Origin of the sequence: Larkinella fluvii (assembly GCF_051857545.1) — a bacterium.
Taxonomy (GTDB): domain Bacteria; phylum Bacteroidota; class Bacteroidia; order Cytophagales; family Spirosomataceae; genus Larkinella.
Genome location: NZ_JBPZHB010000004.1, coordinates 215,190 through 227,007, shown reverse-complemented (window position 1 = coordinate 227,007; position 11,818 = coordinate 215,190). Strand labels below are relative to the sequence as shown.

11 protein-coding genes are annotated in these 11,818 nt (G+C 49.7%); 8 read left to right on the top strand and 3 right to left on the bottom strand.

The annotated features are described in order from the left end of the window. Positions 1-20: 20 nt before the first annotated feature. Positions 21-680, bottom strand: a complete 660-nt coding sequence (locus ACS5NO_RS11355; RefSeq protein WP_439415256.1) for a sugar transferase — start codon at positions 678-680, stop codon at positions 21-23. A gap of 859 nt (positions 681-1,539) precedes the next feature. Between ACS5NO_RS11355 and ACS5NO_RS11350 the strand changes: the two genes are divergently transcribed. The 3 genes from ACS5NO_RS11350 to ACS5NO_RS11340 all read left to right on the top strand — a co-directional run bounded on the left by ACS5NO_RS11350 (position 1,540) and on the right by ACS5NO_RS11340 (position 5,931). Next, on the top strand, positions 1,540-2,526 hold the full coding sequence (locus ACS5NO_RS11350; RefSeq protein ID WP_439415255.1) for a glycosyltransferase family 2 protein: 987 nt from the start codon (positions 1,540-1,542) through the stop codon (positions 2,524-2,526). Between the two features lie 201 nt (positions 2,527-2,727). Then, positions 2,728-5,604: a T9SS type B sorting domain-containing protein gene (locus tag ACS5NO_RS11345; RefSeq protein ID WP_439415254.1), complete on the top strand. Its 2,877-nt coding sequence runs from the start codon at positions 2,728-2,730 to the stop codon at positions 5,602-5,604. 87 nt (positions 5,605-5,691) lie between these two features. After that, a complete protein-coding gene (locus tag ACS5NO_RS11340) occupies positions 5,692-5,931 on the top strand; it encodes a hypothetical protein (RefSeq protein WP_439415253.1) in 240 nt (79 codons plus the stop codon). Between the two features lie 36 nt (positions 5,932-5,967). Here ACS5NO_RS11340 and ACS5NO_RS11335 read toward each other — a convergent pair whose 3' ends face one another. Then, a complete protein-coding gene (locus ACS5NO_RS11335; protein WP_138990439.1) occupies positions 5,968-6,681 on the bottom strand; it encodes a YebC/PmpR family DNA-binding transcriptional regulator in 714 nt (237 codons plus the stop codon). A gap of 78 nt (positions 6,682-6,759) precedes the next feature. Continuing rightward, entirely contained in the window at positions 6,760-8,019 is a 1,260-nt protein-coding gene (gene lysA, locus ACS5NO_RS11330) for a diaminopimelate decarboxylase (RefSeq protein ID WP_439415252.1), read from the bottom strand. Between the two features lie 202 nt (positions 8,020-8,221). Here lysA and ACS5NO_RS11325 point away from each other — a divergent pair, with 202 nt between their 5' ends. From ACS5NO_RS11325 to msrB, 5 genes are all read left to right on the top strand, one after another. Next, a complete protein-coding gene (locus ACS5NO_RS11325; protein WP_439415251.1) occupies positions 8,222-8,500 on the top strand; it encodes a hypothetical protein in 279 nt (92 codons plus the stop codon). Positions 8,501-8,667: 167 nt separating this feature from the next. Next, on the top strand, positions 8,668-9,216 hold the full coding sequence (locus ACS5NO_RS11320; protein WP_138990442.1) for an RNA polymerase sigma factor: 549 nt from the start codon (positions 8,668-8,670) through the stop codon (positions 9,214-9,216). Then, positions 9,213-10,088: an anti-sigma factor gene (locus ACS5NO_RS11315; RefSeq protein WP_439415250.1), complete on the top strand. Its 876-nt coding sequence runs from the start codon at positions 9,213-9,215 to the stop codon at positions 10,086-10,088. Before ACS5NO_RS11320 ends, ACS5NO_RS11315 begins: the two co-directional genes overlap by 4 nt. A gap of 361 nt (positions 10,089-10,449) precedes the next feature. Continuing rightward, the gene (locus tag ACS5NO_RS11310; RefSeq protein ID WP_439415633.1) at positions 10,450-11,004 is read left to right on the top strand and encodes a fasciclin domain-containing protein; all 555 of its coding nucleotides are present in this window, start codon (positions 10,450-10,452) and stop codon (positions 11,002-11,004) included. A 97-nt stretch (positions 11,005-11,101) separates the two neighbouring features. Then, complete coding sequence (gene msrB / locus ACS5NO_RS11305; RefSeq protein WP_114404757.1) at positions 11,102-11,590, top strand: peptide-methionine (R)-S-oxide reductase MsrB; 489 nt, start codon at positions 11,102-11,104, stop codon at positions 11,588-11,590. The last annotated feature ends 228 nt before the right edge of the window (positions 11,591-11,818 follow it).

The window sequence follows — 11,818 nt, the reverse complement described above, 5'->3', positions numbered from 1 at the left end:
ACCATTATCTGGTTCACCTATTACCAGGCATTTTCATCGCCCTGAAACATGGTCTTGATGGTCCACCAACAGATTAGCATATCAAATAAAAACGAGCAATTTTTGATGTAATGAAGATCATAGCGCAACCTGCGCTCCATTTTTTTCGGCGTCTCCGTCAACCCTCTGGCCCCGCGAACCTGGGCTAGCCCCGTAATTCCCGGTCGAACCGTATAGCGATTTGGGTAGTACGGTATGGAAGTCCAGAAGGCCTTGTCGTGATCAACCGCATGGGGTCGTGGACCCACCAGGCTCATATCACCCAGTAAGACATTCAGAAACTGCGGCATCTCGTCCAAATTGTTCTTTCGGAGAAATCGACCGATGGAGGTGATGCCCGGGTCATTTCGGGTGACCTGTTTAAACGCCTTGCCACGATCATGAACCATCGTCCTGAATTTGAAACAACGAAATGTCCGCCCATGCCGTCCCGTGCGCATTTGAACAAAAAAAACAGGGCCGGGAGAAGTGAATTTAATAATCAGGCCAACCAATGGAATCATCCATAGGAGCACTAGAAACACTATAAAAATTGCAGCAACTATATCGAATAACCGCTTAGAAATACTACCACTAGACCTACCGGAATAAGAGTTTATTTTATCAATTTTAACATCTTTAAGACCAGTATAAGTTACCATACAACCTATGATTAATAAGTTAGAGAGTAGAAATGTACGCGAATAAAGTAATAAGAATCATCCACTTTCAGTACTAGAAAAGTGTGGGTTTTTCTTAATTCCCAATTCTAATTAATTCAGTGTTAATAGAGAAGTACTAAAAAATCTAAAGTGCAGATAATCAGTTAAATACAAACCTTACGAAGATATAATTGAGTATAAATACTCAATTATATAAATCTACTTAAAACATTAAGTAATAAATACTATTTAACAATTAGTCTTTAGTAGTTGAATAGTGACAAATAACTACTTATACTATTTTATGTGCGCTACGGTATTCCAAAGTTAATATATCTATTTTAAAATAAAAGCGAATTTTATTCTGAATAAAGTCACCATTCTGGCACATATGGCATTATCAGACATAACATGAAAGAACCCACATAATCGATCCTCCCGTAAAATATAGTTGTCATAAAAATGACAATTTTACAAATACTACTCAACTACCAATTAAGTCAAAATAATATATGAATTATACTAAATACGTATGTTTTCACTCTATACGTTACAGTAACATTATTTTGTACATCAATCCATTATCAACCAGAATAATGTCTGATAACTAGATTATTTAACAGACATAAAAATTACTTATTATTTTCTCCATCCATTCAAATAAAGATTAAAAAAAATATTTTTATGAATCGGGGCACCTCGTCTATAGATTCCGAATCAAATGGTAGTTTAATTTGATTCATAGCCGATATATACTATCGCTTTCAGAAGGGAAGCTTCCCAATTTGGGACAACATGGAGCGGAAGTCGGAATCTGGATGTGTTTTGACCTGATTTAATGCTTAATTTTGCATTCGATATGCAAAATCCCGACATCTCCATCATTCTGGTCAATTACAAAACCCCGCACCTCATTGTCGACTGCCTTCATTCGGTTGAAAAACACACCTCCGGACTTACCTACGAAGTCCTGGTGGTCAATAATGACCCGGACCCTTCCGGCCAGGCAGTTGTGTTGAACGCCTTCCCCACCACCCGCTGGATCGAAATGGGGTACAACGCCGGTTTCTCCCGCGCCAACAACCGGGGCATCGTCGAGTCGAAAGGCCGTCTGGTGCTGTTGCTGAATTCGGATACGTTGCTGATCGACAATGTGCTGAAACGCTGTGCCGACCTGCTCGACAGCCGGCCGGAAGTGGCCGCCGTTGGCCCCATGCAGATTACGCGCGACGGCAAGGTACATACCGAAGCCTACGACGGTTTTTCCCAACTGCGCCGGTATTTTTACATTGTTCCCGGTTCCGGTTTTTTCAAAAAGCTGCTTCACCGTCTGCTGCCCGACAACCATTATACTGATCCGAACGAAGTGGACTGGCTCATTGGCTCGTTCATCATGACCCGCCGGGAAACGATTCAGAAAGCCGGGATGCTGGACGATAATTTTTTCATGTATGCCGAAGACGTAGAGTGGTGTTACCGGCTGGGCAAACAGGGCAAAATGCTGCTGCTCCGCGATGCGTTCTACATTCACCTCGAATACGGCAGCAGCACCGATTATCAGGAACGGAAGGTGACGCACATCAACCGATTCAAACCGCAAATGCACGTTTCCAACCTGCTCTGGGTGCGGAAACAATACGGCGTAGGGGCTTACCTGATCCTGATTCTACACTACCTGACCCTGATCCCCGTGATTTTTGGCTGGAAAATCGGCGTTAACCTCCTCAAGCTGCGTCATCCTTTTTCGGAATTGGAAAACCAGCGGGAATTTGCCCGGCATGTGGGTATTTTCCTGCGTTTTTTCTGGAAAACCGTCTTTAATCAAAAGGGATTTTATAAAATTTAAATGCCCCTAAATCCCCTGAAAGGGACTTGGACACCGCCACATCGGGTGGATAAAGTCCCCTTCAGGGGATTTAGGGGTAAAGCCGCCTGTCGAAACCCTTCAACTCCCAAACTTTATTGCTATAATTGTCCCCAGTGGTCGAAAACCGTATACACAACCCAAGCAATTGTACGTTCTTGTAGGTATAGAAATTAATTGGTTATGAAAACATATTTCCTCACGTTGTTGTGGGTCTTGTTGCTGGGAATCCTGGCAATCTCCGAAACGCAGGCCACGCACTTGCGGGCCGGCGAAATTACCACCCGCCGTATTTCCAGTACCTCCCTGACGTATGAAGTTACAATGACCACCTACCACGATGAGATCGGGGGACGAACGGCCAGTGACCAGCAGGATCCCTCTTATTTTTGTTTTGGAATCGGAAATGCCGTGGCCGTTCCCCGCCGGAGCCGGACGATCATCAACCGGGCCACCACCGCCAATACCTACGTTGCGACCTTTACCTATCCGGGACCCGGTACTTACCGCATTACGTGTACGATTACGAACCGCAACGAGAACGTCCGGAACATTCCGTCTTCGATTCAAACCAGTTTTCAACTCCAGACCACCATCGTCGTCAATGCCGCTCTGGGTCTGAACAGTACGCCGGTTTTGCTGAACCCACCACTGGATTCGGCCCGCATCGGCCAGAAATGGTGCCACAACCCGGCGGCTTTCGATGCCGACGGGGATAGCCTGGCCTACCGGCTTTACGTTCCCTCCGGACGAATTGCCGACGAACAGGGCAACTGCACCCTCAGAAATGTAGCGGGTTACTCCGATCCTACACTGATTGGGGTCAACCGAATCAACGAAGCCGGAACCGGTCCGGCCACGCTGACCGTCAATGCCATCACCGGTGATGTCTGCTGGGATGCGCCCGCCGAACAGGGCCAGTACAACATCGCTTTTATCGTGGAGGAATGGCGTGATGGTGTCAAAATTGGGGAGATCATCCGCGATATGCAGATCATCGTTACTCCTTCAACCAACAGACGGCCGGCCATCGTGGTGCCGCCCGATCTTTGCATAGAAGCCGGAACGCTCATCCAGCAAGCCATAACCGCCACCGATCCCGACAACAACCGTCTGGAGCTTTCGGCCTACGGTGGGCCTTTCAATGTGGGTCCTGACGGAACAACCCCGATCAACATTATTTCCCCCGAATACGCCACTTTTGCGCCGAAAACCGCCCAGAACTCGCCGGCTACCGGTACGTTCCGCTGGCAAACCAGTTGCGCCCACGTCCGCGCCGAACCCTATGATGTCGTTTTTCGAGTCGTCGATCTACCCCGAACCGCCGGACAAACCCAGTTGGCCACCCTCGAGTCGTTCCGCATCAAGATCTATGCGCCCCAACCCCAGAACCTTACGGCCCGGCCAGCCGCCAATGCGGCCGGACGAGCCATTCTGCTCAACTGGGCCGCATACTCCTGTGCTGCTCAGTTGCCTGCCAGCACGAAGATGGCCATTTACCGCAAGATCGGCTGTGAAGATACCCCATTCGATCCGTGCAGCGACCCCGGTCAACTGGAAGCCAATGGCTATGTCCGGGTCGATACCGTGGGCATCAACCAGACTTCTTATACTGATAACAACAACAACCAGGGTCTGCAGCGCGGTGTGCAGTACAGCTACCGAATTATCGTCTTGCTGCCCCGCCCCAACAACGGGCAAAGCGTCATTTCCCAACAGGTTTGTGTGAATTTACCGCAGCAGGTACCGCTGATTACGCACGTCACCGTCGACAGTACGTTCGATACACGGGGTGTGATCACCGTCCGCTGGACCCGCCCTCCCGGCATTAACCCCAACGACGGCACCGGCCCGTTCCAATACCGCCTGTTCCGGGCCATCGGGCTTACCGGCACTGATTTTACCCAGATTGCCGCCATCAACACCACCCTGCAATCAACGGTTGCAGATACGGTTTATACCGATCGCGGCATCAATACTGTCGCCAACGCCTACCGGTATCGCATTGAGTTTTACTTCACCGATCCTGGTACGGGACAATTGCAACGGCTCGATGCAACCGAAAATGCCAGCTCGGTCCGGCTGACGGCGACCCCCGGTGTCAGACGCGTCCAGCTCAACTGGCAGGCCAATGTACCCTGGAGCAATGACAACAAACAGCACCGGGTGTATCGCAGCAAAACCGGTCCCAACGGCCCGTTCAACCTGGTGGCCGTTGTTCCGGTCACCACGGCCAATACGTATGCCTACCTCGATCAGGGAGCCGATACGTTCGCGGGCGACGGCGTTCAGCCCGTCACCATGTCTGTAGACAGCAGTTATTGCTACCGGGTCGAAACCGTTGGACAATATGCCGCCCCGCTCACGACGATTCTGCTGAATAACTTCTCACAGGGCGTTTGCGCGTCGCCGATCGATACCACCCGACCCTGTCCGCCCCAACTGGCTGTCGATACGCTCAACTGCTCTACGCTGACGCCCACCTCATTCTGCAACCAGACGACCTTTGCCAACAATTTGACGTGGCAAAACCCGACTACGGGCGATTGCGACCGCAACGTGGTGAAATACCGCATTTACTACAGTCCCTGCGAAGGCCAGGATCTCGTTCTGATCGACTCCGTCAGTGCCCCTCAACTGACGTATCGGCATCAGAACCTGACTTCCTTTGCGGGCTGTTACGAAGTTCGGGCGGTGAGTCGGAGTGGTCGGGAAAGCGCGGCTTCCAACCGGGTTTGCAAGGACAATTGCCCGTATCTGATGATGCCAAATGTGTTTACGCCCAACGGCGATGGCCGAAATGATATTTTTCAGCCCGCCCAATGCCCCCGGTTTATTGAGTCGGCGGAACTGACGGTGGTCAACCGCTGGGGAGTTAAAGTCTACCAAAGCAGCGACCTTTCCCTTCAATGGAACGGCAAGAACAACCAGGGGAAAGACGTACCGGGTGGCGTGTATCTGTACCAGGTAACCGTCAAATTCAAACGGCTGAATTGTGCCGCCCCCGCCGAAATTGTCAAAGGCTGGGTCGAACTGCTGCGCGAATCAGGGGCAAATTAAGGAATGGACAAGAGACGTTAGACAAGAGACTATAGACGCTTACCGCTGTCCTCTCTTGTCTATCTTCTTTCATCTACATCAAAATCTATGTGGTACTTCACCATTCGGAAGAACGATTTATCCAATCAGCAGTACCAATTGCTACAACAGAAAGCGGTTTTGACGGAGGTTGAGCTTTTTAATGAACCGTATGAGAGTCTCTGCCTGTTCGAGGTGGAAGGCAATAACTACCGGCATTTTGTGGATGCCCTGGATTTGGAAGGATTGGACTATGAAGTGGTCAGCGAGCGCCCCACCCGAACGCAATTGTTAAACAAGATGCGGTAAGTGGTTTTGAGGTCACTTACCGCATCTCTTTTTTGATTACCGCATGTTGTGGAAGACGTTCAGAACATCTTCATCTTCTTCAATCTTTTCCAGCAGTTTTTCCAGATCGGCGGATTCTTCCTCGGTCAGTTCCTTGGTATCGTTCGGAATGCGTTCGAATTCCGCTTGTTTGAGTTCGTATCCCTTTTCTTCCAGGTGCTTCTGAATCGCCCCGAAAGCCGTGAATTCGCCGTAGATCACCAGCTGCCCGGCTTCTTCATCCAGTGAGATTTCGTCCGCGCCAAAATCGATCATCTCCAGTTCCAGTTCATCCAGATCAATGTCGCCGGCCGGAATGCGGAAGACGGATTTGCGGTCGAACATGAAGTCGAGCATCCCGGAAGTTCCGAGGGCACCCCCGCATTTGCTGAAGTAACTCCGCAGGTTGGCCACCGTCCGGTTGATGTTGTCCGTGGCGGTTTCTACTACAATGGCAATGCCGTGTGGGCCATAGCCTTCGTAGGTAATTTCCTTGTAATCCTCCTGTTCTTTCGAAACCGCCCGTTTGATTGCCCGATCGACATTTTCTTTCGGCATGTTGGCGGCCCGGGCATTCTGAATGATGGCCCGCAGTCGTCCGTTCGTTGTCGGATCAGGGCCACCACTTTTCACGGCGAGGGCAATGTCTTTCCCAATTTTGGTGAAGGTCTTGGCCATCATCCCCCACCGCTTGAATTTTCTGGCTTTCCGGTATTCGTATGCGCGTCCCATTGTAAAGAGTGATGAGTTGGGAGTTAAGAGTTAAGAGTTGGCTGACGCATTTAACTCTTACTTCTTAACTCTTAACTCTTAATTATTTTTAATGGTTATTTCTTCTTCAAAATCCACTTCAATCTGATTCCGCACCAGGTCTTCAAAGGTTTCGCGTCGACGGATCAGGTGCGGTTTTCCGTCATACACCAGCACTTCGGCGGGCCTGACCCGCGAGTTGTAGTTGGAACTCATGCTAAAACCGTAGGCTCCCGCATTTTTCAGGGCCAGCACATCGCCGGGGCGCACCTCGTTTAGCGAGCGATCCCAACCCAGCGTGTCGGTTTCGCAAATATACCCCACGATGCTGTACGTCTGTTTTTCGCCTGTCGGATTCGAAACATTGACAATTTCGTGGTAAGCATCGTACATCATCGGCCGGATCAGGTGATTCAATCCCGAATCGACGCCCACAAACGTCCGGTTGGGATTCTCCTTCACCACATTGACATTCACCAGCAGCACACCGCTTTCGCTCACTAAGAACTTGCCGGGTTCAAAACACAGTTCGATTTCCCGCCCGTACTGCTGACAGAATTTCTGAAAAGCCGCCGTCACTTTTCGGCCCAGATCCACCACGTCCGTGCTGTGATCTCCTTCCTTGTAGGCCACCTTAAAACCACTGCCAAAATCGAGGAACTGCAGATTGGGGTAGTCGTTGGCCAGCTCAAAAAGCACTTCTGCCCCTTTGAGAAAAGCATCGGCATTCTTGAAGTCCGAGCCGGTATGAATGTGGAGTCCGACCACCGGAATGGCGTATTGCTCGACCAGCGCGCGAATCTGGCTCCGCTGCTCCATCGAAATGCCAAACTTGGAATCGGCGTGACCGGTCTGAATTTTGATGTTGCCGCCTTCCGCAATGTGGGGGTTGATCCGGATGCCGACTGGTTTACGGCTGCCATACTGCTGCCCCATAAATTCCAGCAAGGGCAGGCTATCGACGTTCAGCCGAACGCCCAGCGCAAGGGCTTCCTGAATTTCGGCAAAGGAGACGCCACTTGGGGTATACATGATTTGTTCGGGATCGAAACCGGCCAGCAACGCCATCCGGATTTCATTCACCGAGACCACTTCCACATCGATTCCCCGGCTGCGCATCAACTTCAGAATCGACACGTTGGTCAATGCTTTGGCAGCATACTTGATTTTCAGATTGACGCCCTGAAAAGCCGACTGGAGCGTGCCTATTTTCTCAATAATTTTGTCGGCATCATACACATACAAGGGAAGGCCGAACGCTTCGGCCATCTCCAGAACGTCGATGCCCTGAATTTGATAACGGTTTTGATCGAGCTGCATACGCAGGGGTGTCTGCCAATTTTGAGGTGCAAATATAAACGATTTTATGCCATTTCTGGCAACGCTTCCCGACCCCAATCCGGCTCTGAATCTACTTTTTCCGAAATCAAGCGAATCCGAAATCCATACGCTCAGCGGGAGCCCATCGAACAATTCGCCGGGATTCGGGTTAAATCCTTACTCAATGCTGATCTAAACGGTTATGAAAAAAATAGCTCTTTTTACTGCCGCCTTGCTCTGGACTGCCAGTCACGGACAAGCCCAGACGCCTTCGCCCAACGCCCACGCGCCCGGACAGGCCGCACAGTCGTTCCCGCAAGGAGAACCGACTGCTAAACAGGATTCCCTGAAAAGCAAACTGGTTAAGAACACCCAATCGAGCCGGAATGCCCGGCGGTCGGAGGATGCCGTGACGACCAAAAGCACAACGGTTCGAAAAAAAACGACCAAAACCGTAAAAACGAAAAAACCAGTTGATTAGCCTCCGGGAAAATGCATTCCTGGTTTCGAAGAAGAAGCTATTTCTGGATAAAGGAAATGGCTTTTTTTTTGAAATTCAGGACTAAATACGCATTCATATGTTTGCCCGCATCATTTTATTCGTATTTTTGACACCGACCCTTTTGGTTACTGAATTACTCCATTACCTTGAAGCGTTCAAACCTCCCATTTACGGAAGACGTACTGGTCAAAAAGCTCCAGCAGCGAGAGGAACAGGCATTTCACTTGCTCTACGACCAGTATTCACCGGCTTTGTACGGCGTAATTCTGAAGGTCGTTCGTGATGAAGAAGCCGCCCGTGACGTTTTACAAGACTCTTTTGTAAAGATCTGGCGGAACATTCCTTCTTACGATTCTCAGAAAGGCCGTCTTTTTACGTGGTTACTGAACATTGCCCGAAATACCGCCATCGACGCCATCCGCACCCGCCATTCAGGTCAGTCAATCCAAACCAGCACCGATATCGTAGATATTGTCGATCAACATCAGCAAACCTATCAGCCCGCTGTGGAAACACTTGATTTACCCGACAAGGTGAATCAATTAAACCCGGATCGACGAATGGTTATCGACCTTGTCTACTTCTATGGATATACCCATGAAGAAGTAGCGGAGAAATTGAATTTGCCGCTCGGAACGGTCAAAACACGGGTTCGGTCTGCTTTACAGGAATTGAAGAAGTTATTCGGCACATGAACACGAAAGAATACATAGAGTCCGGAATACTGGAAGAGTATGTGCTCGGCACCGTCAGCCCGCAGGAAAAGCGGGAGGTCGAGTGTATGTCGAGCATTTACCCTGAGATCCGCCGGGAGCTCGACACGCTGTCGGCTGCGGTGGAACAGTATGCCCAGACCCTGCGCCGTGATCCGCCTACCGATGTCAAAGAGTGGCTTCTGAAAGAACTGGAATTTGGCCCTCCGGAAGCCGAAGCGGTTGAGGAAGTTTCCCCAACGCCCCCACTCACCAGCGAAGAAAGTACTGAAACCCCCATTCGTTCATTAAATTCCAGAGAAGATGCTTTCGATTCCAGACCCACGTTTCGCGTTACCTGGCTGGTAGCCGCTTCTCTGGGTCTGGTTGTCTTGTTTTTTGCCTACTTCCTGTACTCCCAATTGCAGGGAAGCCAGCAAACGCTCAGTTCGCTCCGCAATTCGAATGAAGCCTTGACCGAAGAGGTTCGGGTGCTGCGGGCGCAACAGTCACAAGCCGACCAAACGCTGGCCATCCTGAAAGAACCGGGCACGCGGGTCATCCGGCTGAATCCTACCGACACCACAACCGCCAACCTCGCAACCATCTACTGGAATGCCAGCACGGGCCAGGTTAATCTCGAAATTGATTCGCTGGTTCGTCCGCCCGAAACCCAGCAATACCAGCTTTGGGCCATTGTCGACGGAAAACCGGTCGATGCCGGTGTCTTCGATGTGGGCGACAACACCCGGGTGGTGCAGCAGGCTAAAAAATTCCTGAAAGCCGATGCTTTTGCCATCACGCTCGAACGCCGGGGCGGTAGCCCCACTCCCACGCTTTCCGCGATGGTGGTGGTCGGAAATGTGACCTCCTGATCTCTCTGTATCTGAAAAAAGAATGATAAATAGTAAATGGTAAATGTAAAAGTGGCGGTTTTGCAAAAACTTTTACATTTACCATCTATCATTTACTATTTATCATTCTTTTTTCACCAGGGTTATACGTTTTCCAAGGGATAGTTATACGTCAATTCAATCGAAAATATATTTAATTTTTAAGCTTTTATTCTCCTCAAGAAAAGGCTCTGGAAACGCTCCCAGGGCTTTTTTTATGATTTATAGGCTTTTTTTTAAATAATTAAAATCCAAATAGAAGGCGATGGCGTAGGTATTGTTGAGAGTCGGAAACAACCCGATTCTTTTATTTTCCCATCTTCATTTAATTCGTATGTCAATCATGAAAGCCTTCATCAAAACAGGAATTTTTGCCGCTATTCTTTGCGCATTTGTTACGGTTTCTTACGCTCAAAAACCGAAAGAAGTCGGTGGTGCCATGATGTATCCCAACAAGAATATCATTGAAAATGCCGTCAACTCGAAAGATCACACCACGCTGGTTGCCGCTGTGAAAGCCGCGGGCCTGGTCGAAACCTTACAGGGAGCCGGTCCTTTCACGGTTTTTGCTCCCACCAACGACGCTTTTGGCAAATTACCAGCCGGTACCGTTGAAACGCTGGTGAAACCCGAAAACAAAGCAACCCTGACCGGCATTCTGACCTACCACGTGGTTGCGGGTCGTCTGGACGCCAAGGAAATTGGAAAGCTCATCAAAGCTGGTAATGGAACCGCCACGCTGAAAACCGTAGCCGGAGGTGATTTAACCGCCAAAATGAGTGGAAAAAATCTGGTGCTGACCGATGCCAAAGGCGGAACTGCCACCGTTGCGATTTCAGACGTCTATCAGTCGAATGGGGTAATTCACTCGATCGATACGGTCTTGATGCCGATGTAACAAAGGTGACTAAACGACCGGAAAAAGCCACACGCACAACTGCGCTGTGGCTTTTTTAACTCGTAAACTATCCTCCCATTTCTTGCGTTAATCAGGTATGAACCGCAACCTTTTTCTTGGAGTTTTGTGTGGGCTGGTGCTCACCGGCTCCGTCGCATCCATTTCGTTGACACCGCGTATCGACGATGCTACACCCCGCAAAGTGGTCAAAACGGAAGCGGAGTGGAAAAAAATCCTTACGCCCCAGCAATTTTACGTCCTGCGCCAGCAAGGTACCGAGAGGCCTTTTACGAGTCCGCTGGTCGATAACCACGAAAAAGGCGTATTCAAATGTGCAGGCTGCAAAACGCCCCTGTTCAGCTCCGACACCAAGTTTGAATCCGGAACGGGTTGGCCGAGTTTTTATAAATCCCTGTCGAAACAGAACGTAGCCGAGAAAGTGGACCGCAGCCACGGCATGGTGCGCACGGAAGTCGAATGTGGCGTCTGTGGCGGGCATTTAGGACACGTTTTCGACGATGGACCCAAGCCAACCGGCCTGCGGTATTGCATGAACGGCGTAGCATTGGAATTTGAAAAGAAATAAGCGGGTGCTAACCCCCTGGTTTTGAGCCAACCCGATGAACGGGCTGGCTTTTTTCATATTATATCGTCTAAATTTCCGTTATATTTGCTCTAAGGGACGGATTTTTCAATCCGTCTTTTTTGCCTATCGAATTAATTTTACTTTTTTGAAATCAGACGGACATCAGGCGCATCCTCTCAGTGGTGCGACGTCAACTGAACCCGTTCTTCAATTTTAACCGTCAAAATA

Excerpts from the sequence above, each read along its gene's own strand:
- ACS5NO_RS11355 (WP_439415256.1), bottom strand. The coding sequence starts at position 680 with ATGGTAACTTATACTGGTCTTAAAGATGTTAAAATTGATAAAATAAAC.
- ACS5NO_RS11350 (WP_439415255.1), top strand. The coding sequence starts at position 1,540 with ATGCAAAATCCCGACATCTCCATCATTCTGGTCAATTACAAAACCCCG.
- ACS5NO_RS11345 (WP_439415254.1), top strand. The coding sequence starts at position 2,728 with ATGAAAACATATTTCCTCACGTTGTTGTGGGTCTTGTTGCTGGGAATC.
- ACS5NO_RS11340 (WP_439415253.1), top strand. The coding sequence starts at position 5,692 with ATGTGGTACTTCACCATTCGGAAGAACGATTTATCCAATCAGCAGTAC.
- ACS5NO_RS11335 (WP_138990439.1), bottom strand. The coding sequence starts at position 6,681 with ATGGGACGCGCATACGAATACCGGAAAGCCAGAAAATTCAAGCGGTGG.
- lysA (WP_439415252.1), bottom strand. The coding sequence starts at position 8,019 with ATGCAGCTCGATCAAAACCGTTATCAAATTCAGGGCATCGACGTTCTG.
- ACS5NO_RS11325 (WP_439415251.1), top strand. The coding sequence starts at position 8,222 with ATGAAAAAAATAGCTCTTTTTACTGCCGCCTTGCTCTGGACTGCCAGT.
- ACS5NO_RS11315 (WP_439415250.1), top strand. The coding sequence starts at position 9,213 with ATGAACACGAAAGAATACATAGAGTCCGGAATACTGGAAGAGTATGTG.
- ACS5NO_RS11310 (WP_439415633.1), top strand. The coding sequence starts at position 10,450 with ATGAAAGCCTTCATCAAAACAGGAATTTTTGCCGCTATTCTTTGCGCA.
- msrB (WP_114404757.1), top strand. The coding sequence starts at position 11,102 with ATGAACCGCAACCTTTTTCTTGGAGTTTTGTGTGGGCTGGTGCTCACC.